24 protein-coding genes are annotated in these 23220 nt (G+C 66.3%); 15 read left to right on the forward strand and 9 right to left on the reverse strand.

Going from position 1 to position 23220, the window contains the following annotated elements:
* A complete protein-coding gene (locus AB4Z27_RS07800; protein WP_441591044.1) occupies positions 1-240 on the reverse strand; it encodes a hypothetical protein in 240 nt (79 codons plus the stop codon).
* 252 nt (positions 241-492) lie between these two features.
* Between AB4Z27_RS07800 and AB4Z27_RS07805 the strand changes: the two genes are divergently transcribed.
* On the forward strand, positions 493-936 hold the full coding sequence (locus tag AB4Z27_RS07805) for a DUF3597 domain-containing protein (RefSeq protein WP_441644182.1): 444 nt from the start codon (positions 493-495) through the stop codon (positions 934-936).
* A 75-nt stretch (positions 937-1011) separates the two neighbouring features.
* Here AB4Z27_RS07805 and AB4Z27_RS07810 read toward each other — a convergent pair whose 3' ends face one another.
* The 4 genes from AB4Z27_RS07810 to AB4Z27_RS07825 form a co-directional block, all read right to left on the reverse strand.
* Positions 1012-1350, reverse strand: coding sequence for a hypothetical protein (locus AB4Z27_RS07810; protein ID WP_092293140.1), 339 nt, complete (start codon positions 1348-1350; stop codon positions 1012-1014).
* 1 nt (position 1351) lies between these two features.
* On the reverse strand, positions 1352-1669 hold the full coding sequence (locus AB4Z27_RS07815) for a hypothetical protein (protein ID WP_441644183.1): 318 nt from the start codon (positions 1667-1669) through the stop codon (positions 1352-1354).
* The gene (locus tag AB4Z27_RS07820) at positions 1650-2282 is read right to left on the reverse strand and encodes a hypothetical protein (protein WP_441591042.1); all 633 of its coding nucleotides are present in this window, start codon (positions 2280-2282) and stop codon (positions 1650-1652) included. The genes AB4Z27_RS07815 and AB4Z27_RS07820 overlap by 20 nt, the downstream gene beginning before the upstream one ends.
* A 101-nt stretch (positions 2283-2383) precedes the next feature.
* Positions 2384-3883 carry an amino acid permease gene (locus tag AB4Z27_RS07825; RefSeq protein ID WP_441644184.1) on the reverse strand — a complete coding sequence of 500 codons (1500 nt, stop codon included), beginning with the start codon at positions 3881-3883 and terminating at the stop codon, positions 2384-2386.
* A 502-nt stretch (positions 3884-4385) separates the two neighbouring features.
* Between AB4Z27_RS07825 and AB4Z27_RS07830 the strand changes: the two genes are divergently transcribed.
* The 11 genes from AB4Z27_RS07830 (at position 4386) to AB4Z27_RS07880 (ending at position 16560) form a co-directional block, all read left to right on the forward strand.
* Positions 4386-6467 carry a 3-hydroxyacyl-CoA dehydrogenase NAD-binding domain-containing protein gene (locus tag AB4Z27_RS07830; protein ID WP_092293149.1) on the forward strand — a complete coding sequence of 694 codons (2082 nt, stop codon included), beginning with the start codon at positions 4386-4388 and terminating at the stop codon, positions 6465-6467.
* A gap of 48 nt (positions 6468-6515) precedes the next feature.
* The gene (gene pncA, locus AB4Z27_RS07835; protein WP_441591041.1) at positions 6516-7166 is read left to right on the forward strand and encodes a bifunctional nicotinamidase/pyrazinamidase; all 651 of its coding nucleotides are present in this window, start codon (positions 6516-6518) and stop codon (positions 7164-7166) included.
* A 48-nt stretch (positions 7167-7214) separates the two neighbouring features.
* Positions 7215-8393, forward strand: a complete 1179-nt coding sequence (locus AB4Z27_RS07840; protein WP_092293153.1) for an acetyl-CoA C-acyltransferase — start codon at positions 7215-7217, stop codon at positions 8391-8393.
* Between the two features lie 180 nt (positions 8394-8573).
* Complete coding sequence (locus tag AB4Z27_RS07845; protein ID WP_441591040.1) at positions 8574-10433, forward strand: acyl-CoA dehydrogenase; 1860 nt, start codon at positions 8574-8576, stop codon at positions 10431-10433.
* Between the two features lie 42 nt (positions 10434-10475).
* On the forward strand, positions 10476-11258 hold the full coding sequence (locus AB4Z27_RS07850; RefSeq protein ID WP_092293158.1) for an SDR family oxidoreductase: 783 nt from the start codon (positions 10476-10478) through the stop codon (positions 11256-11258).
* 25 nt (positions 11259-11283) lie between these two features.
* On the forward strand, positions 11284-11724 hold the full coding sequence (locus AB4Z27_RS07855) for a PaaI family thioesterase (protein WP_092293161.1): 441 nt from the start codon (positions 11284-11286) through the stop codon (positions 11722-11724).
* Positions 11725-11788: 64 nt separating this feature from the next.
* Entirely contained in the window at positions 11789-12802 is a 1014-nt protein-coding gene (locus AB4Z27_RS07860) for an NADP-dependent oxidoreductase (protein WP_092293163.1), read from the forward strand.
* Between the two features lie 33 nt (positions 12803-12835).
* Positions 12836-13678 carry a class II aldolase/adducin family protein gene (locus AB4Z27_RS07865; protein ID WP_441644185.1) on the forward strand — a complete coding sequence of 281 codons (843 nt, stop codon included), beginning with the start codon at positions 12836-12838 and terminating at the stop codon, positions 13676-13678.
* 42 nt (positions 13679-13720) lie between these two features.
* The gene (locus AB4Z27_RS07870; RefSeq protein WP_092293169.1) at positions 13721-14656 is read left to right on the forward strand and encodes a glutathione S-transferase family protein; all 936 of its coding nucleotides are present in this window, start codon (positions 13721-13723) and stop codon (positions 14654-14656) included.
* 38 nt (positions 14657-14694) lie between these two features.
* Positions 14695-15597, forward strand: coding sequence for an SDR family oxidoreductase (locus AB4Z27_RS07875; protein WP_441644186.1), 903 nt, complete (start codon positions 14695-14697; stop codon positions 15595-15597).
* A 30-nt stretch (positions 15598-15627) separates the two neighbouring features.
* Positions 15628-16560 (forward strand): alpha/beta fold hydrolase, encoded by a 933-nt coding sequence (locus tag AB4Z27_RS07880; RefSeq protein ID WP_092293174.1) that lies wholly within the window; start codon positions 15628-15630, stop codon positions 16558-16560.
* 26 nt (positions 16561-16586) lie between these two features.
* On the opposite strand, the gene AB4Z27_RS07885 is transcribed toward AB4Z27_RS07880, so the two are convergent.
* Entirely contained in the window at positions 16587-17108 is a 522-nt protein-coding gene (locus AB4Z27_RS07885; RefSeq protein WP_092293176.1) for an O-acetyl-ADP-ribose deacetylase, read from the reverse strand.
* Between the two features lie 196 nt (positions 17109-17304).
* Here AB4Z27_RS07885 and AB4Z27_RS07890 point away from each other — a divergent pair, with 196 nt between their 5' ends.
* The 3 genes from AB4Z27_RS07890 to AB4Z27_RS07900 all read left to right on the forward strand — a co-directional run bounded on the left by AB4Z27_RS07890 (position 17305) and on the right by AB4Z27_RS07900 (position 19856).
* Positions 17305-18321: an alpha/beta hydrolase fold domain-containing protein gene (locus AB4Z27_RS07890; protein ID WP_441644187.1), complete on the forward strand. Its 1017-nt coding sequence runs from the start codon at positions 17305-17307 to the stop codon at positions 18319-18321.
* A gap of 46 nt (positions 18322-18367) precedes the next feature.
* Positions 18368-19351 (forward strand): tripartite tricarboxylate transporter substrate binding protein, encoded by a 984-nt coding sequence (locus tag AB4Z27_RS07895; protein WP_441644188.1) that lies wholly within the window; start codon positions 18368-18370, stop codon positions 19349-19351.
* Between the two features lie 67 nt (positions 19352-19418).
* The gene (locus tag AB4Z27_RS07900; protein ID WP_092293182.1) at positions 19419-19856 is read left to right on the forward strand and encodes a YbgC/FadM family acyl-CoA thioesterase; all 438 of its coding nucleotides are present in this window, start codon (positions 19419-19421) and stop codon (positions 19854-19856) included.
* Positions 19857-19909: 53 nt separating this feature from the next.
* On the opposite strand, the gene denD is transcribed toward AB4Z27_RS07900, so the two are convergent.
* Genes denD through AB4Z27_RS07915 form a run of 3 tightly spaced genes read right to left on the reverse strand, consistent with a single transcriptional unit; the run spans position 19910 to position 23083 of the window.
* Positions 19910-20881: a D-erythronate dehydrogenase gene (gene denD / locus AB4Z27_RS07905; RefSeq protein WP_441591037.1), complete on the reverse strand. Its 972-nt coding sequence runs from the start codon at positions 20879-20881 to the stop codon at positions 19910-19912.
* Positions 20882-20911: 30 nt separating this feature from the next.
* The gene (gene otnI, locus AB4Z27_RS07910) at positions 20912-21694 is read right to left on the reverse strand and encodes a 2-oxo-tetronate isomerase (protein ID WP_092293185.1); all 783 of its coding nucleotides are present in this window, start codon (positions 21692-21694) and stop codon (positions 20912-20914) included.
* A 24-nt stretch (positions 21695-21718) separates the two neighbouring features.
* Positions 21719-23083, reverse strand: a complete 1365-nt coding sequence (locus tag AB4Z27_RS07915; RefSeq protein ID WP_092293187.1) for an MFS transporter — start codon at positions 23081-23083, stop codon at positions 21719-21721.
* Positions 23084-23220 lie beyond the last annotated feature (137 nt).

The following is a 23220-nucleotide window of genomic DNA, read 5'->3' on the forward strand; positions in this document are numbered from 1 at the left end:
TTACTTCCGCCGCCCCGCGCCCGGGCGGCTCTTTGTCTTGGCACGCTTCTTAGTAGGCGCAGCCGGGGTGAGGGCGGCCAGCCAGGCATCAGTCGTGGTTTTCATCATGCTGGACGTTGCCAACGCGGCCTGGCGTTTGGCTTCGGCGGTCGCGCGGCCTCGGGCGGCGCCCGCTACGGCGTTGGCGCCGCTCAGCCACATGCTCAGCATGGGGTTTTTCTTCAGCCAGGGGTTCTTCATCGTCGGTTCCTTGGAGTTCGTCGATCGTTCGTCGATCAATAAGGAACCGGGGCGCACGATGCGTGCCAGTGCGGGACGCCGCCGGGCGTGGCGAGGGATRGGGTGGCGTTGCAGARTCGCCCGACCGTTCCGCTCGCGCGTTGTAACGATGGCGGCAGTTGGCGGCTCAAGCGCCGTGCGTGGCGTGGTGCGACGATGGGAACGGAACTTGCGGGACGGGTTCGCTACAACGAACGTTGCGCAGGAGGCGCCATGAGCATCTTCAAGGACATTCTGAACAAGCTGCTGCACCGGTCCCAGCCSGCCCAGTCGCCGGCCGGCACGGCAACCGCCACGCCCGGCACGACCTCGCCTGYCGCGAGCCCCAATCCGGCCAGCCCCGGCGCAACCGTCCCGGCCGGCGCGAGCGCCGCGGGTGGCGCTGCAAAGCCGCTGTCGGCCGTCGATGTGGAAGCGGTCATGGACAAGGCCGTCACCGAGTCGGGGCAACAACTGAACTGGCGGACGTCGATTGTCGACACCATGAAGGCGCTCGGCATCGACAGCAGCCTGGAACACCGCAAGGAACTGGCGAAGGAGCTGAACTACACCGGTGACATGAACGACTCCGCCGCCATGAACATCTGGCTGCACAAGAAGGTCATGACGGAGCTGGCCGCGAACGGCGGCAAGCTGCCGCCGAACCTGGCGTCGTAAGTCAACGAAAGGGCGGGGGCGCGCCGGTGTGGACGTCTCTCGATCACCAATCCAGTGATCAGTGATCGAGGGGCACTATACCGGCCAACCTCCGGTGAACAGTCCGATCAGCGTCGTTACGAGCCAGGGCAGCGACCATGCCCAGTTCAGCCATATTGACCGCTGGCGGATCCAGAGCCCAGCGAGGGCGAACAGCCAGTAGCAGGCAGTCAGTCCCTGACGGTAAAGATGGGCGAGCGGGTCCTGAAACCCCTCCGACTCCCAGATCGGCCCATACACGGGATAGGTGGCCTGCGGGCCTTCGAGGACATTGGCTGCCGCCAACAGGCATTGGAGCGCAAGGGCCAGGAGGTGGCACATCAACATCCCCGACCAGACCATCCGCAACCCGCGTTCGATATTGGACCAGGGCATGTCAGGGATAGATATAGGCGTGCAGGACGATGCCGAACAGCAGTGGCATCGACCATGCCCAGTTTAGCCAGCGGCGGCGTTGCCGGACCCACAGCCCAGCCAATGCGAACAGAAGCAGGAAGATCTGTTCCCCGCTCGATTCGAAGTATGCGCGAAGGTTGGGGAATCCCTGGATCCGCCAGAGGGGCGGGCCGTTGTCGTCAGCAGGGTGCGGAATGCCGGCGACCGTCGCGAGGTCCGCSCACACGCTTAGGAAAAGAACGACCAGCAGCACGGACCAGAGGATGCGACAACCACGTTCAATAGCGAACCACGACATCCATGTCCTTTCCATACTTTAGAAATGCATCAACGAATGAAGGCATGTCGGAGGTCAGGTCTATACAGCCTGCCGAGCCGGCGACCCAGCCACCATGGATCGAGAAATCGCTGCGTCCATGTGTCCGGGTGCCCGGGAGTGGGTCCAGCCATACCCGGCGCTTGCCCCAGGACATGACGCAGCCCGGCCAGGTTCCACTTCCCTTCACGATGCCGAAGGCGCGGATGATGCACCGTCGTCGATCGGACCAGGAGTAGTTTTCCCACCGCTGCAGGCGGTCTTGCCTTGCACTGTAGTGGCCTTCGGGAATGGGCCCCAGATGCCGGGTTGCCTGATGTTCCTTGTCTGTATGTCCGGGCGCGCCCGAGACAGCATGCCACGACTGGTGCGCGCCATTCTCAACCCAAATGAGACGTGTGCCGTTGAAGTGCAACGTCGCTCGACGGGACTCCATGCGACGTATGGTCTCGGCAAGTCCGAGCATGCGAACGATCGATTCAGTATCGTTGCCAGCGGCGGCGGCAATCCCCAAGCGGCGGCCCGCCAGTTCGCGGAGCTCGGTTGCCAGATCCTGGCTCGCGTCGACTTCCCTGGCGATGTCTCTGGCGTCCATATGGGCCTCCACTCAAAGGTGAACGCCCAGCCTACCTATCCGACCGCTGCCCGCCTTGCGCGGGATCAATTGCCCGCATACTGTCTCAAACCTCAACACCCTTACCGCTTCGTTGCCTTCGGCAGGTCGAACGGCATGTCCTCATAGTCGATCAGCCGGGTCTTTTTGACGATCCGGTAGCCGATCCACAGGGCCAGGAACATCGGCACGCCGATATAGGTCGCCAGGATCTCTGGCCAGCGGTTGGCAATATCGGCGAATGCCTGGTAGTTCTGGCCGGCCACGATGACCACACACAGCACGCCGGCGAAGATCGGGCCGAAGGGGTAGAGGGGGGACCGGTATGCGAGGTCGCTCACGCTGTAGCCCTGGTAGACCAGCCCGCGCCGGAAGCGGTAGTGGCTCAGGGCGATGCCGAGCCAGGCGAAGAAGCCGGTCATGGCCGAGGTATTGAGCAGCCACAGGTACACCGCCTTGTCGCCAAACAGTGAACTGAAGAAGCACAGCGCGCCGATGCCGGTGGTGATCAGCAGCGCGTTGAACGGCACGCCGCTCGGCGTCAGCCGGGCGAACATGCGCGGGGCGCGGCCGCTGACGGCCAGGCCGTACAGGATGCGGGTGGAGACATACATGCTCGAGGTGCCCGCCGACAGCAGCGCCGTCAGCACCACCGCGTTCATCAGCCCCGCCGCGAAGGCCAGCCCGGCGTGGCGGAAGACCAGCGCGAACGGGCTCACGCCCACGTCGGTCACGTCGTTGCGGAGCAGGCTCKGGTCGGTGTAGGGAATCAGCACGCCGATGATCAGGATCGCCAGCACATAGAACAGCAGGATGCGCCAGAACGTCTGCCGGATGGCGCGCGGCAGCGTGCGGGCCGGGTCGGTGGCTTCGCCGGCGGCCACGCCCACGGTCTCGGTGCCCTGGAACGAGAACCCGGCGATCATCGCCACCGCGAACATCCCCGGCAGCCCGCCGACGAACGGCGCCTCGCCCATGGTGAAGTTGTGCCAGCCCGACTGCGGCCCGCCGTGCATGATGCCGACAATCATCAGCACGCCCACACCGAGRAACACCACCACCGTGACCACCTTGATCAGCGCGAACCAGTATTCGGCCTCGCCGAAGCCGCGCACCGAGAACGCGTTGAGCGCGAACATCAGTGCCAGGAAGCTGGCGCTCCAGGCCACGCCCGGCACGTCCGGGAACCAGTACTGCATGACGAGYTGGGCGGCGGTCAGTTCCACCGCAATCGTCACGGCCAGGCTGAACCAGTAGTTCCAGCCCAGCGCGAAGCCGAAGCCTTCCTCGACATAGACCGCGCTATAGGTGACAAACGAGCCGGCCACGGGCATGTGCACGGCCAGTTCGCCGAGGCTGGTCATCAGGCAATAGACCATCAGGCCGATCAGGCAGTAGGCGAGCAGGGCGCCGCCGGGGCCGGACTGGGCGATCGAGGCGCCGGAGGCCACGAACAGCCCCGTGCCGATGGCCCCGCCGAGGGCGATCATGGTCAGGTGGCGTGCCTTGAGCTGGCGGCGCAGGTCGTCGTGCTCGACGACGGGATGTTGATGCGGATGGGGATGCGAGTGAGTGGAAGACATCAGGTAGACACAGGGTCGCTGCAACGTCAGGGAATACCGGCGGCCTCGTAAGCCGGCCGGGGCGCGCGGGGACGCCATACCCATAAAAACGAAAAGGCGCGAGTCTAACCTGTCCTTTTTAGTGGATTGGAGGGCGGCGTCAAATAAAGTCGAACCCGGGCCGCAGGGTGGTTGAAAAGTGCCTCCGCCGCCATGACGGGCATCAAGCGGGCCGATTCCCTACGGGTTCCCCCTGAGGGTTTCGGCCCGCTTCGAGGCTCACCATGAACGCCGGATGGAGCGGCCATGAAGCCCGCGCATGACAGGGAATCCATCGCAGAAAATTGAAATTGAACGACCGTGCTATTTTGTGTATGCTTGATCCGCTTTCGGGCCCGACAGCCCGTGGAGCAAGGGATTGCGGGGTGAGGAGACATTTCACGACACCGCCGCGCAAGGCCCCGGCCGTAACAAAAATTCGAGAATTCGAATCCCGAGACAACCAAAGACCAAAGGAACCAGCATGACAGCGCAGTATCAGGTTCAGGACGGCGTTGCCGTCATCACGCTCGACAATCCCCCCGTCAACGGCCTGGGTCACAGCACCCGGCTGGGCATCGTCGAAGGCTTGACCCGTGCGCTGGACGATGCGGCCGTCAAGGCCGTCGTCATCACCGGCGCCGGCAAGGCTTTCTCGGGCGGCGCCGACATCCGCGAATTCAACACGCCGAAGGCCACGCAGGAGCCGACGCTGCATTCGGTGATCCGCGCCGTGGAAGCCTCCGCCAAGCCGGTYGTGGCCGCGATYCACTCGGTCGCCATGGGCGGCGGGCTGGAACTGGCGCTGGGCTGTAACTACCGCGTGGCCGCCAAGGGCGCGCAGATCGCGCTGCCGGAAGTGAAGCTGGGCCTGCTGCCCGGCGCCGGTGGCACGCAGCGCCTGCCRCGCGTGATCGGCCTGGAGCATGCGCTGAACATGATCGTCTCGGGCACGGCCATCCCGTCCGAGAAGTTTGCGGGTTCGAAGCTGTTCGATGAAATCGTCGACGGTGACGTGCTGCCCGCCGCCATCAAGTTCGCCCAGAACGTTGGCGCGGCCCCCGGCCCGTACCCGAAGGTGCGCGACCTGAAGGTGCGCCACGAGAACGCCGAGGGCTTCCTGGCCTTCGCCAAGACCACCGTGGCCGCCGTAGCCAAGAACTTCCCGGCGCCGCTGAAGTGCGTGGAGGCCGTGGCCGCCTCGCTCAAGCCGTTCGAGCAGGGCCTGAAGGCCGAGCGCGAAGGCTTCATGTACCTGGTCGGCACGCCGGAATCGCGCGCGCTGCGCCATGCCTTCTTCGGCGAGCGCGCCGCCAGCAAGATTCCCGATGTGTCCAGCGACACGCCGGTGCGCAAGGTCGAGCGCGTGGCCGTGATCGGCGCCGGCACCATGGGCGGCGGCATCACCATGAACTTCCTGAACGCAGGCATTCCGGTGACCATGCTGGAAACCAAGCAGGAAGCGCTGGACCGTGGCGTGACCACGATCCGCAAGAACTACGAGAACAGCGCCAAGAAGGGCAAGCTCACGCAGGAGAAGGTCGAGCAGCGCATGGGCCTGCTGAACACCACGCTGTCCTATGACGACATCAAGGACGCCGACATGGTCATCGAGGCCGTGTTCGAGGAAATGGGCGTCAAGGAAATCGTGTTCAAGAAGCTGGACGAAGTGATGAAGCCCGGCGCGATCCTGGCCTCCAACACCTCCACGCTCGATGTGAACAAGATCGCCTCGTTCACCAAGCGTCCGCAGGACGTAGTCGGCATGCACTTCTTCAGCCCGGCCAACGTCATGAAGCTGCTGGAAGTGGTGCGTGGCGCGGAAACCGGCAAGGACGTGCTSGCCACGGTGATGCAGATCGCCAAGAAGATCAAGAAGACTGCCGTGGTGTCCGGCGTCTGCGACGGCTTCATCGGCAACCGCATGATCGAGCAGTACAGCCGCCAGGCTGGCTATCTGCTGGACGAAGGCGCGCTGCCCGAGCAGGTGGACAAGGCCATCGAGAAGTTCGGTTTCGCCATGGGCCCGTTCCGCATGGGCGACCTGGCCGGCAACGACATCGGCTGGGCCATCCGCAAGCGCCGTGCCGTGGACAAGCCGGACATTCAGTACTCGAAGACCGCCGACAAGCTCTGCGAGCTGGGCCGCTTCGGCCAGAAGACCGGCGCCGGCTGGTACGACTACAAGCCGGGCGACCGCAAGCCGTACCCGAACCAGCAGGTCAACGACATGATCGTCGAGCACTCGAAGGCGCTCGGACTCACGCGCCGCAAGATTTCCGACGAGGAGATCGTGGAGCGCCTGGTGTTCGCGCTGGTCAACGAGGGCGCCAAGATCCTGGACGAAGGCATTGCCTCGAAGGCGTCCGACATCGACATGGTCTACCTGACTGGCTACGGCTTCCCGCTGTTCCGCGGCGGCCCGATGCTGTACGCGGACCAGGTTGGCCTGTTCAACGTGGTCCAGGCCATGCAGCGCTACGCCAAGGGTTATCACGGCGAAGCCTGGAAGCCGGCCGCACTGCTGACGAAGCTGGCCGACGAGGGCAAGGGCTTCAACGGCTGACCCGCCACCGATATAGATAGTAGATAGCGTGAGGAAGCGGATTCGACCATGACCTACGGCGCGCAGGACTGCCTGCTGGTGATCGACGTGCAGAACGACTTCATGCCCGATGGCGCGCTGGCCGTGCCCCGTGGCGATGAAGTGGTGCCCGTCATCAACCGGCTGGCGCGGGCGTTCGGCCATGTGGTGATGACGCAGGACTGGCATCCCGCCGGGCATGCGTCGTTCGCCACCAGCCACGCCGGCCGCGCGCCGTTCCAGACCACCACGCTGGCCTATGGCGAGCAGGTGCTCTGGCCGGACCATTGCGTGCAGGAGACCCCGGGCGCCGCGCTGCATGCGGACCTGTGTATCCCGCACGCAAGGCTGGTGCTGCGCAAGGGCCATCATGCGGACGTGGACAGCTATTCCGCGTTCCTGGAGGCCGACCGCACCACCCGCACCGGGCTGGCCGGCTACCTGCGGGAGCATGGCGTCACCCGCGTCTTCTGCGCCGGGCTGGCCACGGACTACTGCGTGGCCTGGAGCGCGCTCGATGCGCGCGCCGCCGGCTTCGAGGTCGTGGTGATCGAGGACGCCTGCCGCGCCATCGACCTGAACGGCTCGCTGGAACAGGCCTGGGCGGACATGACCGCCGCCGGCGTGGTCCGGGCGACGTCGGCCCAGGTCCTGGAAGGCCATCCCGCCGCCCCACGCTGAACACACTGAATAACTCGCAAGAGACACCAAGATACCGAGGAGCAAGACATGAACGAGGCAGTCATCGTATCCACGGCCCGCACCGGGCTGGCCAAGAGCTGGAAGGGCGCATTCAACATGACCCACGGCGCGACCCTGGGCGGTCACGCGGTCCAGCACGCCATCGCGCGCGCCAAGATCGAGGCGGGTGAAGTGGAAGACGTGCTGATGGGCTGTGCCAACCCGGAAGGCGCCACCGGTGCCAACATCGCGCGCCAGATCGCCCTGCGCGCCGGCTGCCCGGTGACCGTGCCCGGCGCCACCGTGAACCGCTTCTGCTCGTCCGGCCTGCAAACCATCGCCATGGCCGCACAGCGCGTGATTGCCGATGAAGGCGACATCTTCGTGGCCGGCGGCGTGGAGTCCATCTCGTGCGTACAGCAGGAGATGAACCGCCACATGATCCAGGAAAGCTGGCTCAACAAGAACAAGCCGGAAATCTACTGGAGCATGCTCCAGACCGCCGAGAACGTGGCCAAGCGCTACAACATCTCGAAGGAGCGCCAGGACGAATACGGCGTGCGCAGCCAGCAACGTGCCGCCGCCGCGCTGGAAGCCGGCAAGTTCAAGGACGAGATCGTGCCGATGACGGTCCTCGCAGGCGTGGCCGACAAGGCTACCGGCCAGCTGATGACCAAGGAAGTGACGATCGACGCCGACGAGGGCATCCGCGCCGACACCACGCTGGAAGGCGTGTCGAAGATCCGCACCGCCATGCCCGGCGGCGTGGTCACGGCCGGCAATGCCTCGCAGTTCTCCGACGGCGCCTCGGCAGTGGTGGTGATGAACGCGAGCGTGGCGGCCGCCCGCGGCCTGCAGCCGCTGGGCGTGTTCCGCGGCTTTGCCGTGGCCGGCTGCGAGCCTGACGAAATGGGCATCGGCCCGGTGTTCGCGGTGCCCAAGCTGCTGAAGAAGGCCGGCTTGAAGGTGGACGACATCGGCCTGTGGGAGCTGAACGAGGCCTTCGCGGTGCAGGTGCTCTACTGCGCCGACACCCTCGGCATTCCGATGGACCGCCTGAACGTGAACGGCGGCGCCATCGCCGTGGGCCACCCGTACGGCGTCTCCGGCGCCCGCCTGGTCGGCCATGCGCTGATCGAAGGCAAGCGCCGTGGCGTGAAGTACGTGGTCGTGACGATGTGCATCGGCGGCGGCCAGGGCGCTGCCGGGCTGTTCGAAGTGCTGTAAGTCTTCTCCCGCTTGATGGTTGTCTCCCCTCTCCCTCTGGGAGAGGGGCGGGGGAGAGGGCAGGCGGTTCAACATGCGCTATCGCATCGAGACATTCCCGCCCTCTCCCCCAACCCCTCTCCCGCAAGCGGGAGAGGGGAGCAACATCCCTCATCCCCTCAGCCCGGAGCCTCGCATTCCATGTCGCTGATTCTTTCCCGCCGTGACCTCAATTTTGTGCTCTATGAGTGGCTCAAGGCGGAGGACCTCACCCAGATTCCCCGTTACGCCGACCACTCGCGCGAGACCTTCGACGCCGCGCTGGACACCTGCGAGAAGATCGCCACGGACCTGTTCGCGCCGCACAACAAGAAGAGCGATGCCAACGAGCCGCACTTCGATGGCGAGACGGTCACCATCATTCCCGAAGTCAGCACCGCGCTGCGCGCCTTCTGCGACGCCGGCCTGATGGCCGCCGGGCAGGACTACGAGTACGGCGGCATGCAGCTGCCGGTCACGCTCGAGAAGGCCGCGTTCGCGTACTTCAAGGCGGCCAACGTCGGCACGAGTTCGTATCCGTTCCTGACCATCGGCAACGCCAACCTGCTGCTCACCCACGGCACGGCGGCGCAGATCGACACYTTTGTTCGCCCCGAACTCGAAGGCCGCTTCTTCGGCACGATGTGCCTGTCGGAGCCGCAGGCGGGCTCGTCGCTGTCGGACATCACCACGCGGGCCGACTACGAAGGCGAATCGCCGCTCGGCCAGCAATACCGGCTGCGCGGGAACAAGATGTGGATCTCGGCCGGCGAGCACGAGTTGTCGGACAACATCGTCCACCTCGTGCTGGCCAAGATTCCCGGCCCGGACGGCAAGCTGATCCCGGGCGTCAAGGGCATCTCGCTGTTCATCGTGCCGAAGTTCCTCGTCAATGGCGACGGCTCGCTCGGCGAGCATAACGACGTGGTGCTGGCCGGCCTGAACCACAAGATGGGCTATCGCGGCACCACCAACTGCCTGCTGAACTTCGGCGAAGGCATGAAATATCGCCCGGACGGCAAGGCTGGCGCCATCGGCTACCTCGTGGGCGAGCCCCACAAGGGCCTGGCCTGCATGTTCCACATGATGAACGAGGCCCGCATCGGCGTGGGTCTGGGCGCGGTGACGCTGGGCTACACCGGCTACCTCCATGCGCTGGACTACGCGCGCAACCGTCCGCAGGGCCGGCCGGTCGGCCCGGGCGGCAAGGACCCGGCGAGCCCGCAGGTGAAGCTGGTCGAGCATGCCGACATCCGCCGCATGCTGCTGGCGCAGAAGAGCTATGTCGAAGGCGGCCTGGCGCTGAACCTGTACTGCGCGCGGCTGGTGGACGAGGAACACGCGGCCAAGGCTGCCGGCGAGGCCGAGCGGCACCGTGAACTGTCCCTGCTGCTCGACATCCTGACCCCGATCGCCAAGAGCTGGCCGTCGCAATGGTGTCTGGAGGCGAACAACCTCGCCATCCAGGTGCATGGCGGCTACGGCTACACGCGCGAGTACAACGTCGAACAGTTCTATCGCGATAACCGCCTGAACCCGATCCACGAAGGCACCCACGGCATTCAGGGGCTGGACCTGCTGGGCCGCAAGGTCGTGATGCAGGACGGCGCCGCGCTCCGGCTGGTCGGCGAGCGCCTGCGCGCCACGTGCGAGCGTGCGGTCGCCACGGGCGACAAGACGCTGGCGGCGCAGGCCGCCGCGCTCGGCAAGGCGTCGCAGCGGCTGGCGGAAGTCACCGCCACGCTGTGGTCCGCAGGGGACCCCAACGTCACGCTCGCCAATGCCTCGGTCTATCTGGAGGCGTTCGGCCACGTGGTGGTGGCGTGGATCTGGCTGGAGCAGGCGCTGGTGGCACAAGCCGCGCTGCCGCAGGCACAAGGCGAAGACGCCGATTTCTATCGCGGCAAGCTGGCGGCGGCGGCGTTCTTCTTCCGCTTCGAGCTGCCGAAGGTGTACCCGCAGCTCGACCTGCTGGCCACGCTGGACCGTACGACGCTGGACATGCAGGACGCCTGGTTCTGACCCCCKGCRCGCCCGCATCCAYAAGAAAACAAGGAGACAAGCATGCAYACCATCCAGCAACTGTTCGACCTCAAGGGCCAGACCGCGCTGATCACCGGCGGCTCGCGCGGGCTCGGGCTGCAGATTGCCGAGGCGCTGGGCGAGCAGGGCGCGCGCATCGTGCTGTCCGCCCGCAAGGCCGACGAGCTGCAGGCCGCGCAGGCGCATTTGCAGTCGCGCGGCATCGAGGCCGACTGGATCGCCGCCGATGGCGCGCGTGATGACGAAATCGCGCGGCTGGCCGATGAGTCGCTGGCCCGGCTCGGCCACATCGACATCCTGGTCAACAACGCCGGCGCCACCTGGGGCGCCCCGGCCGAAGACCACCCCGTGGAAGCGTGGGACAAGGTGATGAACCTGAACATCCGCGGCCTGTTCCTGCTGACGCAGCGCGTGGGCAAGCTGTCGATGATCCCGCGCCGCCATGGCCGCGTGATCAACGTGGCGTCCATTGCCGGGCTGGCTGGCAACCCGCCGGGCAGCATGGAGACGATTGCCTACAACACTTCCAAGGGCGCCGTGGTCAACTTCACGCGCACGCTGGCGGCCGAGTGGGGCGAGCACAACATCACCGTCAACGCGCTGGCGCCGGGCTTCTTCCCGTCGAAGATGACCAAGGGCTCGCTGGAGCGGCTGGGCGTGGAGGCGATGTGCGCCGGCGTGCCGCTGCACCGCCTGGGCGACGACGAAGACCTCAAGGGCGCCGCGCTGCTGTTCGCCACGGCGGCGGGCAAGCACATCACCGGCCAGATCCTGGCCGTCGACGGTGGCGTGAGCGCGGTCTGAGCGCAACCTGAGCCCCATCTGAGCCATGACACAAGACAACGGCTTCAACCTCAAGATCCCGTTCCTGGCCGACCTCGGCGTGCGCTGCAACTTCATGGAGGGCGGGCGCAGCGAGATCGAACTCGACCTGCGCGAACGCCACCAGAACAGCTGGGACATGGCCCACGGCGGCGTGCTGATGACGCTGCTGGACGTGGCGATGGCCGTCGCCGGCCGTTCGATGGACACCGATGGCCGGGGCGTGGTCACCATCGAGATGAAAACCAGCTTTATGGCGCCGGGGCGCGGCAAGCTGCGCGCGCGCGGRCTGGCCGTGCATCGCACCTCGACCATGGTGTTCTGCGAGGGCGAGATCGTCGATGAGGCCGGCGCCATCGTCTCCAAGGCCTCMGGCACCTTCAAGTACATCAAGCGCAAGCCGCCCCAGCGCAAGCCCGGCTCGCCTGACTCCGGCGCGGACGGCTGARYGCCGCGCCGCGTTTTCTCGTATTTTTCCGAACGTATCTCCTGACCGAGCGAAGGAACCCATCATGTCGAAGCAAACCTATCAGCGCATCGTCCTGGCATCGCGCCCCGAGGCCGCCGTCACGCCCGACAACTTCCGGCTGGAGCAGGCGCCCGTGCCGGAACTGGCCGATGGCCAGGTGCTCGTGCGCAACCACTATTTGTCGCTGGACCCGTACATGCGCGGCCGCATGAGCGAGGGCAAGTCGTACGCCAACCCGCAGCCGCTGGGCGAGGTGATGATCGGCGGCACCGTGGGCGAGGTGGCGGCGAGCAAGAATCCGAAGTGGAACGTGGGCGACAAGGTCGTCGGCATGTTCGGCTGGCAGGAATACGGCGTGACCGATGGCGGCGGCATCCAGAAGGTCGACACCACGCATATCCCGCTGTCGGCCTACCTCGGCTCGGTGGGCATGCCCGGCGTGACCGCCTGGTACGGCCTGAACAAGATCATCGCGCCGAAGGCGGGCGAGACCATCGTGGTCAGCGCCGCGTCCGGCGCGGTGGGCAGCGTGGTGGGCCAGTTGGCCAAGCTGGCCGGCTGCCGCGTGATCGGCGTGGCCGGTGGCAAGGACAAGTGCGACTACGTGGTCAAGGAACTCGGCTTCGACGCCTGCGTGGACTACAAGGCCGCCAAGGACGCCAAGGAACTCTATGCGATGGTCAAGGAAGTCACCCCGGACGGCATCGACGGTTACTTCGAGAACGTGGGCGGCGACATCCTCGACGTGGTGCTGGCCCGCCTGAACGCCTTCGCGCGCGTGGCGGTGTGCGGCCTGATCGCCGGCTACGACGGCCAGGACATGCCGATCCGCAATCCGCGGGCGATCCTTGTATCGCGTGCACGCATCGAGGGCTTTATCGTCTCCGAGCACATGGACGTCTGGCCGCAGGCGCTCAAGGAACTGGGCACCTACGTCGCCCAAGGCAAGATCAAGTTCCGCGAGAGCATTGCCGAAGGGCTGGCCAGCGCGCCGGAAGCCTTTATCGGCCTGCTGAAGGGCAAGAACTTCGGCAAGCAGCTCGTGAAGCTGGTCTGACGCTAAACGTATACATATAGAGGGAGACACCCCATGAACGCCCCGCAATCCGCACCCCGCCCCGACGACATGGCCGAGGGCCTGTCCGAGGAGGTCAAGGCCCGCTACCGCAACCTGCCGCGCCCGCCCAAGTTCGACACCCCGGCGCAGGAGCGGCTGCACCGCAAGCAGCGGCTGGCGGCGGCGTTCCGGCTGTTCTCGAAATTCGGATTCGATGAAGGCGTGGCTGGCCATATCACCGCGCGCGACCCCGAGTTCGAGGACACCTTCTGGGTCAACCCGTTCGGCGTCCATTTCAGCCAGGTGACGGTGTCGAACCTGATCCGCTGCGACCACCACGGCAACGTGGTGGAGGGCGACTACCCGGTCAACGCGGCGGCGTTCGCCATCCACTCGCGCGTGCACGGGACCCGGCCGGACGCCGTGGCGGCGGCGCACTCGCACAGCACCCATGGCCGCGCGTGGTCCACGCTGGGCCGCAAGCTCGATCCGCTSACCCAGGACGTCTGCGCCTTCTACGACGACCACGCGCTGTATGACGACTTCGGCGGCGTGGTGGTGGAACTCGACGAAGGCCAGCGCATTGCCAACGCGCTGGGCGACAACAAGGCCGCCATCCTCCAGAACCACGGCCTGCTGACCGTCGGCAAGACCGTGGACGARGCCGCGTGGTGGTTCATCACGATGGAGCGYTCGTGCCAGGTGCARCTSCTGGCGGAGGCYGCGKCGGCGCGYACCAACGCCCCGCTCAAGATGATTGGCGAGGCAGCGGCGCGGCAGGCATACTCCATCGTCGGTACCGCACAGGCGGGCTGGTTCCAGTTCCAGCCGCTGTACGCGCGCATCGTGCGCGAGCAGCCCGACCTCCTGGAATAAGCCCCCAATCGATCCAACCCGACCTGACCGGACCCGCATCGCATGCCTGACATCATCCTGCATCAGTACGCCACCTCGCCGTTTTCCGAGAAGATTCGTCTCGTGCTCGGCGCCAAGGGCTTGACCTGGAACGCGGTGGAGATCCCACCCATCCTGCCCAAGCCCGACCTGCTGGCGCTGACCGGCGGCTACCGGCGCACCCCGGTGATGCAGATTGGCGCGGACATCTATTGCGATACGGCGCTGATCTGCGACGTGCTGGACCGGCTGGCCCCCCAGCCGCCGCTCTATCCGGCCATCCAGGCTGCCTCGGCGCGGTTGGCGGCGGCGTGGATCGACAGCGCGCTGTTCACGGCCTCGGTCACCTACACGATGCAGCCAGCCGGCGTGCAGGCGATGCTGGCGCACCTGACGCCGGGCCAGGTGCAGGCGTTCATCGCCGACCGCAAGGCCATGCGCGGCGATACCAACGCGCTGCGCATGCCGCTGCCCGAGGCCGCCGCGATGCTCCACGACACGCTGGGCCGCCTGCAGGAGCAGTTCGCAGCCGGCGTGCCGCATGTGGCCGGCCCGGAATTGTCGATTGCCGATTTCTCGCTGTTCCACAACCTCTGGTTCATCCGCCGCGCCACGCCGCTGGCGGCGATCCTCGACGGCTACCCGCTGGTCAAGACCTGGTTCGCGCGCATGCAGGCGTACGGCCACGGCAAGCTGCGCGTGGTGCCGCCCGAGACCGCCATCGCCGACGCGCTGAACCACGACCCGCTGCCGCACGACACCACCATCCTGCCCGGCAGCGGCCTGGCGGCGGGCGACCCGGTCACGGTCACGCCCACCGATTATGCGAAGGATCCCGTCGCCGGCGTGCTGCTGACGCTGACCGGCCACGTGGTCACCATCCGCCGGCAGGACCCGCGTGCCGGCGCCGTCAACGTCCATTTCCCGCGGCAGGGCTACCACGTGCAGTCCGCCGCCTGACATCCCTATATAAGAAGGCATCTGCCGGAGGAGACGATATGAAGCAGTTCGAGAGCAAGGTGGCGGTGATCACCGGCGGCGCGTCCGGTTTCGGCAAGGAATTCGCCCGGATCGGTGCCTCGCTGGGCATGAAGCTGGTGCTGGCCGATGTGCAGGAGGATGCACTCGACACAACCGTCGCCGAATTCAAGGCGCAGGGCGTGCAAGTCATCGGCCTGCGCACCGATGTGTCGCGCGCCGAAGACATGCAGGCGCTGGCTGACGCGGCGATGACCGCGTTCGGCGAAGTCCACCTGCTGTTCAACAACGCCGGCGTCGGCGCGGGCGGGCTGCTCTGGGAAAACACCCAGAAGGACTGGGACTGGGTGCTCGGCGTGAACCTCTACGGCGTGATCCACGGCGTGCGGATCTTCACCCCGCTGATGCTGGCCGCCGCCGCGAAGGACCCGGCCTACCAGGGCCATATCGTCAATACGGCGTCGATGGCGGGGCTGCTGAACCCGCCGGCGATGGGGGTCTACAACGTCTCCAAGCACGCGGTGGTGTCGCTATCGGAATCGCTCTACCAGGATCTGAGCCTGGTCACGGAGCAGGTGCATTGCTCGGTGCTGTGCCCGTACTTCGTGCCGACCGGCATCAGCCAGTCGCAGCGCAACCGGCCGGCCGGGCTGGCCAATGAGGCACCGCCCACGCGCTCGCAACTGGTGTCGCAGGCGTTGTCGGACAAGGCCGTGCATTCGGGCAAGGTGACGGCGGCCGATGTGGCGCAGCTCACTTTCGACGCCATCCGCGACGAAAGCTTCTATATTTACTCCCACCCGCAGGCGCTGGAGACGGTGCGGCAACGCATGGAGGACATCGTCGGCCAGCGCAATCCGGGCGATCCGTTCGGCGACAAGAAAGAAGTGCGCGCCGGCCTGATCGCCGCGCTGCGCGGCTGAACCGAGCCACCCTAACRTAAAGGAGTGGCGATGGAGACCGCGATGACCGCACCCGCTGTGATTCAGCACCTGCAGTTTGCCAACCTGCCCAACGGCACCCGCCTCCATTACGCGAGCGCCGGGGAGCAGGGCAGGCCGCTGATCCTGTTCGTGCATGGCTTTCCCGAGTTCTGGTACGCCTGGGAGCACCAGTTGGCGCAGTTCGGCCAGACCCATTTCGCCGTGGCGCCGGACCTGCGTGGGTTCAACCTGTCCAGCAAGCCGGCCGAGCCGGACGCCTACAAACCGAAGCATCTGGTCGAGGATCTCGTGCAGTTCGTGCGCGCGCTGGGCTACCAGCGCTGCGTGGTGGTGGCGCACGACTGGGGCGGGGCGATCTGCTGGAACCTCGCCATCCAGCATCCGGATCTGGTCGAGCAGTTGATCATCATCAACTCGCCCCATCCCTATGTGTTTGCGCGCGCGCTGTCGGCCGATGCGGCGCAGCAAAAGGCATCGGGCTATATGAACTGGCTGCGCAAGCCGGGGTCCGAGCAGGCGCTGGCCGCTGACGAATTCGCGCTGCTGGAGAAGATGCTGACGGGCGATGCCGACCGGCTGCCCGCCTGGTTCAACGGCGAGACGCGCACGCGGTACCACGCGGCGTGGTCGCAGCCGGGCGATGTCGGGAGCCATCCGCTTACGGGGGGTGTGAACTACTACCGCGCCTCGCCGATGCACCCGCCCGGGCCGGGCGAAGCCGCGCCGGACATCTCGCGGCTCGATCCGTCGGCCTTCGTCGTACGCGTGCCCACGCTGGTGATCTGGGGCGAGAACGACCGCGCGCTACCGAAGACGCTCGCGGACGGGCTGGAGGACTTCGTCCCCGACCTGCGCCTGGAGCGGATTCCGGAAGGCACGCACTGGATCATCCACGAGCAGCCCGAGCGGATCAATCTGCTGATCCGCAGCGCGCTGCCGTGATCGATCGTGGAGGGTGGTGAAGGTGACTAGGTGAGCCGCTCGCGATACAGGCGGTAGTTCTCGTCATCGAAGCAGACGAAGGTCACCTGCTCCAGGCTCGGCGCCTTGGGCAGGGCGTCCCGCACGGCGCGGATGGCGATGTCCACGGCGCGCTCGCGCGGAAAGCCGTAGATGCCGGTGCTGATGTTCGGGAAGGCGAGGGTGCGCAGGCCCTGCTCGCCGGCCAGCCGCACGCTGTTGCGGTAGGCGTTGGCCAGCAGCGCGTCCTCGTTCTGGCTCCCGCCTTTCCAGACCGGCCCCACCGCATGGATGACATAGGGCGCCGGCAGCAGGCCGCCCGTGGTGATGACCGCTTCGCCGGTCGGGCAGCCGCCCTGTGCATCGCGGATCGCCCGGCACGCGTTCATGATGGCCGGCCCGCCCGCGCCGTGGATGGCGCCGTCCACACCCCCGCCGCCCAACAAGCCGTTGTTCGCGGCATTGACGATGGCATCGACCTCCAGCCGCGTAATATCCCCGTGTACAACCTGCAAGTGCTCGCCTGTCATGGTGTCTCCCGATGGAATACGCTCTCAGCATAGCCGCTGATGTGGTCGATGATCGCGCAAAAGCGTCGCCAAAACACATCGCCGGAATGATTTCGTCATGCTGCAACCGCAAAACGCTGGCATGATACGGAAAACGAACGATCGTTCACTATTCGAACCTCGACAATATTCAGAGACAGCTTCCTCGGGTCAGTCCATGTCCGCCAAGCCTTTGCCGACCGATTCCGCGTCCGGTGTTCCTCCTGGCAAGTCCTCCCAGCCGCTCGACCCGCAAGTTGCGCAGTTGCTGGACCTGATCGCGCGCGCCAAGCGCCCGCCGATCCACGCGCTGGACGTGGCGGACGCCAAGATTGCGTACGAGAAAAGCGCCCCGATCCTCGATATTTCGCCGCCGCCCGTCCATGACGTGGAGAACTTCGCCATCCCGGCGCGCGACGGCCATCAGATTCCGGTGCGGCTCTATGCACCGCGCGAGGCAAGCTGGGCCGATCCGCTGCCGTTGCTGGTGTATTTCCACGGCGGCGGGTTTACAGTGGGGAGTGTCAATTCGCACGATGCGCTGTGCCGCACGTTCTGCATGGGCGCGGAATGCCWGGTGTTGTCGGTGGACTACCGGCTCGGGCCGGACTGGAAATTCCCGACGGCCGCCAACGATGCGTTCGACGCGCTGCACTGGGTCGTCGCCGAAGCCGAGCGGCTGGGCGCCGACCCGGCCCGGATCGCGCTCGGCGGCGACAGCGCCGGCGGCACGCTGGCCGCAGCCAGCGCCGTGGCGGCCCGCAACGCCGGCCTGGCGCCGGTGCTGCAACTGCTGATCTATCCAGGCACGAGCGCGCGGCAGGACACACCCTCGCACCGCGCACTGGCCGAGGGCTACCTGCTCACTGGCGACATGATCCAGTGGTTCTTTTCGCACTATCTGGGCCAGGACGCCGACCGTGACGACTGGCGCTTCGCGCCGCTGGACGGGGGCGGTACCGGCGCCGATGTGCGCGGGGTATGCCCGGCCTGGATCGCCGTGGCCGGCTACGACCCCTTGCATGACGAGGGCGTGGCCTACGCCGCCAAGCTCCAGGCGGCGGGCGTGCCGGCCACGCTGGTCGACTATCCGTCGATGATTCACGATTTTTTCAAGCTCGGCCGCTTCGTGCCGGCTGTACTACAGGCGCACGCCGACGCCAACGGCGCGCTCCGTCAAGCATTCAAGACCTGAAGTCGCAATATTGCAGAACTGCAGCAGAAGAAGGAGACATTGACTTATGCAACGCCGCCATTTCATCGCCCGTGCGGGCATGCTCGCCGCCACGGCCGCGATCGGTTTCGCAGCCCTGCCGGCCCACGCGCAGGCGGAAAAATTCCCAACCCGGCCGATCCGCCTGATCATCGGCTACACGGCGGGCGGTTCCACCGACATCCCGTTCCGTGTGCTGGCCGACAACGCCTCGAAGATCCTCGGCCAGCCCGTGATCGTCGAGAACAAGCCGGGTGCCGGCGGCGTGCTGCCGGCCCAGTTGATGCAATCCACGGCGCCTGACGGCTACACGCTAGCCCAGGTCGCCATGCCGGTCTACCGCCTGCCGTACACCACCAAGATCAACTGGGATCCGGTGAAGGATCTGTCGTACGTCATCAACCTGGCCGGGTATTCGTTCGGTCTGGTGGTGCCGGCCGATTCGCCGATCAAGACGATGCAGGAGTACGTGGCCTACGCCAAGGCCAATCCGGGCAAGCTGACCTACGGCTCGCCAGGCTCGATGACCACGCTGCACCTGACCATGGAAGAACTGGCCATGCGCCAGGGCGTGCAGTTCTCGCATATTCCTTACAAAGGCAACTCGGAATCGATGCAGGCCCTGCTGGGCGGCCACGTGATGTCGGTGGCGGACACGCCGGCGTGGGCGCAGTATGTGGAGCAGGGCAAGCTGCGCCTGCTGTCCACCTGGGGCGAGAAGCGCTCGGCGCGCTTCCCGAACGTGCCGACGCTAAAGGAACTCGGCATGGGCATCGTCCAGACGTCGCCGTTCGGGCTGGTGGTGCCGAAGGGCACGGACCCGAAGATCGTGCAGAAACTGCATGACGCGTTCAAGAAGGCGATGGAAATGCCGAACTACCGCGAGTCGCTCGCCAAGTTCGACATGGAGCCGTACTACATGAGCAGCGAGCAGTACGCGGCTTTCGCCGCCGAGACGGTCAAGAAGGAAAAGGCCATCATCGAGAAGCTGGGCCTGGCCAAGGCACAGTAATTCGCTGAATGACGATGACATGCGGGCGCCCCTCGAGGCGCCCGTATTGGCTTGGGGAATACGAAACATGGCGAAAGAGGATTTCCGCCACAGCGTGCCGCTGCGCGTGCGCTGGGCCGAGGTGGACCCGCAGTCCATCGTCTTCAACGCGCACTACCTGACGTATTGCGATATCTGCGTGACCGAGTACTGGCGCGCGGTGGGCATCCGCTATCCCGAAGACGTGCTCCACGCGCACGGCGTGGACATYTTCGTGGTGAAGTCGACCCTGGAATACCACGCCTCGGCGCGGTTCGACGACGTGCTGGAGATCCGCGGCCGCATGGCCCGCCTGGGCCGCTCGAGCATGCTGTTCCGCGTGGAAATGTATCGCGGCGACGAACACCTGATCACCGGGGAGGTGATCTACGTCTGCGCTGACCCGGCCACGCAGAAATCGGCCCCGATCCCCGGGCAGGTCAGGGAGACGATCGAGGCGTACGAGGTGGTGAAGCCGGAGCGGTAGGGCGGAGGCTTTCGGGGACGAAAACCTCCGCAATCGAACCGCAGTCGGACGGTTTAGCCCCCGATTCCCGCATCCTCCATATAGCCGCGGATCACGTCATCGAAGCTCGCGTCGCTCTGGAAGCCCAGTTCGACGGCGCGGGTGACGTCCCATGCCGCCGGCCAGGTGCCGACGATGTTCTCGATGCGTTCTTCGCGCTGCCAGGTGACGCGGTCGGCCACGGTGTCGCCGGCCACGCGCCGGAGCGCCTCGACCATCTGCTTGGCGGTTACCGACAGGCCCGGCAGGTTCACCACGCGGCGGTTGCCGAAGCGCGCGCCGTCCAGTTCCAGGCCGTTGACCAGCGCCGTGATGGCGCCGCGCGGCGAGAGCAGCCACAGCGACGTCTCGGGGGCCACCGGGCAGTTGGCGGCCTCGCCGGCCAGCGGTTCGCGGATGATGCCGCTGGCGAACGACGACGCCGCCGCGTTGGGCTTGCCCGGGCGGACGCTGATGGTCGGCAGGCGCAGTACGCGGCCATCGACGAAGCCGCGTCGGCTGTAGTCGGACAGCAGCAGTTCGCCGATGGCCTTCTGCGCGCCGTACGACGACTGCGGGTTCAGCGCGGTGTCGTCCTGCACCACGGCCGGCAGCTTGCCGCCATAGACGGCCACCGAACTCGTGAACACCACGCGCGGGCGGTGGCCCAGCTGGCGGCAGGTTTCGAGCAGCGCGCGCGAGGCATCGAGGTTCACGCGCATGCCAAGGTCGAAATCGGCCTCGGCTTGCCCGCTGACCACGGCGGCCAGGTGGAASACKGCGCCGGTATCGGCATCCATCGCGCGGGCCAGCACGGCCGGGTCGGAGAGGTCGCCGGTGACCACGCGCACGCGCGCATCGTCGATCTGCGGCGCCACGACGTCCAGCAGCGTCAGGCGGTCGATCGTGACGGCCTTGCCGTCGAGGTTCAGGCTGCCGCGCTTGAGCAGCAGGCGGGCCAGTTGCAGGCCGAGGAAGCCGGCGCCGCCGGTAATCAGTACATTCATGGTTGCAGCTCAGTCGTGTAGACGTTCAGTTYAGCGATTGAGGTACGGCTTCAGCCAGCCGAGACCCGCCGAGGTGCCCGCGCGCGGGCGGTACTCGCAGCCGATCCAGCCGTCGTAGCCGAGTTCGTCGATCACGTTGAACAGGTAGGGATAGTTCAGTTCGCCCAGATCCGGCTCGTGGCGGTCCGGCACGCCGGCGATCTGGATATGGCCGATGCCCGCGAAGTCGCGCTTGAGCTTGACCGCKAGGTCGCCCTCGACGATCTGGCAGTGGTAGCAGTCGAACTGCACCTTCAGGTTGGCGGCGCCCACCTGCTGGCAGATGGCCTGGCCGTCGTCCTGGCGGTTCAGGAAGTAGCCCGGCATGTCGCGCGTGTTGATCGGCTCGATCAGCACCGTCACGCCCTGCGCGGCGGCCGAGGCGGCGGCATAGGCCAGGTTCTCGAGATACGTGGCACGCGCCTTCGCGCGGTCCGCATCGGCCGGCACCAGGCCGGCCATCACGTGGACGCGGTCGTTGCCGATCACGCCGGCGTATTCGAGCGCCCGCGCGAACGCGGTGCGGAACTCGGTTTCGCGGCCGGGCAGGGCGGCGATGCCGCGCTCGCCCGCGCCCCAGTCGCCCGGCGGCGCATTGAACAGCGCCTGGGTCAGCCCGTTGTCATCGAGCCGCTTGCGGATCTCGGCGGCCGGATGATCGTACGGGAACAGGTATTCCACCGCCTGGAAACCGTCCGCCGCCGCGGCGGCGAACCGGTCCAGAAAATCGTGCTCGGTGTACATCATCGAGAGGTTCGCGGCAAAGCGCGGCATGGCGGTCTCCTAGGAGGAATGGAATCAGCGGTTGACCATCTTAGCGGGCGTCAGCCACACCAGCAGCGCGCCCACCACCAGGATGCCGGACAGCACATACATCGGCAGCTGCGTGCTGTGGGTCAGATCCTTCAGCGTGCCCACCATGTACGGCGAGACAAAGCCGGCGAGGTTGCCCACCGAGTTGACCACGGCGATGCCCGATGCGGCGGCGATGCCCGACAGGAACGCCGTCGGCAGCGACCAGAACAGCGGTGCGCAGGTCAACACCCCGGCGGCCGCCAGGGACAGCGCGGCGATGGCTACCACRGTATTGTCGGTGAACGAGGCCGCGATGGCAAAGCCCACGGCACCCATCAGGGCCGGCACGATCAGGTGCCAGCGGCGTTCGCGACGGGCGTCGGCGCTGTGGCCGAGGATGTTCATGACGACGATGGCGCAGACGAACGGAATCGCCGAGAGCAGGCCGATCTTCAGGTTGCCGCTTACGCCGCTGGCCTTGACCAGGGTCGGCATCCAGAACGTCAGCGCGTACTGGCCGGTCACGAAGCAGAAGTAGATCAGGCACATCCACCACACGCGGCGGTCGCTGAACACGGCGCCCAGCGAATGCACGCCGCGCTGGCCGTTGGCCGTGGCGGCGGCGCTGGCGTTGCGCTCGTCTTCCTCGATATTGCGCTTGAGCACGCGCTTTTCATCGGCGTCGAGCCACGGGGCCTTGTCGATGCCGTCGCGCAGCACGAAGACCGTGACGACACCGATCAGGAATGCCGGCAGGGCCTCGATGAAGAACATCCACTGCCAGCCGGCCCAGCCGTGCGTGTCGTGGAAGGCGTCCATGATCCAGCCCGAGAGCGGGTTGCCGAACATGCCGGCCACCGGAATGCCCGACATGAACAGCGCGATCATCTTGGCGCGGCGGTCGGCCGGGAACCAGTAGGTGAGGTACAGGATCACGCCGGGATAGAAGCCCGCTTCAGCCARACCGAGCAGGAAGCGCATGATGTAGAACGTGGTCGGCGTCTTCACGAACACGAAGAGCGCCGAGATGATGCCCCACGTGATCATGATCCGCGCGATCCAGATGCGCGCGCCGATGCGGTGCATCAGCAGGTTGCTGGGCACCTCGAACAGGAAGTAGCCGATGAAGAACAGCCCGGCGCCGAGGCCGAACACGGTTTCGGAGAATTGCAGGTCCTGGGCCATCTGCAGCTTGGCGAAGCCCACGTTCACGCGATCGAGGTAGGCGATCACGTAGCAGAGCATCAGGAACGGCATGATGCGCCAGAACACCTTCTTGTAGGCGCGTTTCTCGATGACGGCGTCGGCGTCGAGCCGGCCGCTGGCGGGAATGGCAGCCGCGCCGGCCGCCGTGTGGGAAGTATTCACGTTTGAGGTCTCCAATTTCATGGCCGTCGGATGACGGCCGGCAATCGTTGGCGCGCACGCATCCCGCGCGGGGCCGGGGGCACCACGCAGCTCGCGTCGCGAAAATCGTCGCGTTTTGTCCTAGGGGGGCGTTCTAC

Source organism: Cupriavidus sp. KB_39 (assembly GCF_052114485.1).
Lineage (GTDB): Bacteria > Pseudomonadota > Gammaproteobacteria > Burkholderiales > Burkholderiaceae > Cupriavidus.

Bases quoted from the DNA above. Each gene is read 5' to 3' on its own strand.
- AB4Z27_RS07800 (WP_441591044.1), bottom strand. From the start codon at position 240: ATGAAGAACCCCTGGCTGAAGAAAAACCCCATGCTGAGCATGTGGCTG.
- AB4Z27_RS07810 (WP_092293140.1), bottom strand. From the start codon at position 1,350: ATGCCCTGGTCCAATATCGAACGCGGGTTGCGGATGGTCTGGTCGGGG.
- AB4Z27_RS07820 (WP_441591042.1), bottom strand. From the start codon at position 2,282: ATGGACGCCAGAGACATCGCCAGGGAAGTCGACGCGAGCCAGGATCTG.
- pncA (WP_441591041.1), top strand. From the start codon at position 6,516: ATGACCTACGGCGCGCAGGACTGCCTGCTGGTGATCGACGTGCAGAAC.
- AB4Z27_RS07840 (WP_092293153.1), top strand. From the start codon at position 7,215: ATGAACGAGGCAGTCATCGTATCCACGGCCCGCACCGGGCTGGCCAAG.
- AB4Z27_RS07860 (WP_092293163.1), top strand. From the start codon at position 11,789: ATGTCGAAGCAAACCTATCAGCGCATCGTCCTGGCATCGCGCCCCGAG.
- AB4Z27_RS07870 (WP_092293169.1), top strand. From the start codon at position 13,721: ATGCCTGACATCATCCTGCATCAGTACGCCACCTCGCCGTTTTCCGAG.
- AB4Z27_RS07875 (WP_441644186.1), top strand. From the start codon at position 14,695: ATGAAGCAGTTCGAGAGCAAGGTGGCGGTGATCACCGGCGGCGCGTCC.
- AB4Z27_RS07880 (WP_092293174.1), top strand. From the start codon at position 15,628: ATGGAGACCGCGATGACCGCACCCGCTGTGATTCAGCACCTGCAGTTT.
- AB4Z27_RS07885 (WP_092293176.1), bottom strand. From the start codon at position 17,108: ATGACAGGCGAGCACTTGCAGGTTGTACACGGGGATATTACGCGGCTG.
- AB4Z27_RS07895 (WP_441644188.1), top strand. From the start codon at position 18,368: ATGCAACGCCGCCATTTCATCGCCCGTGCGGGCATGCTCGCCGCCACG.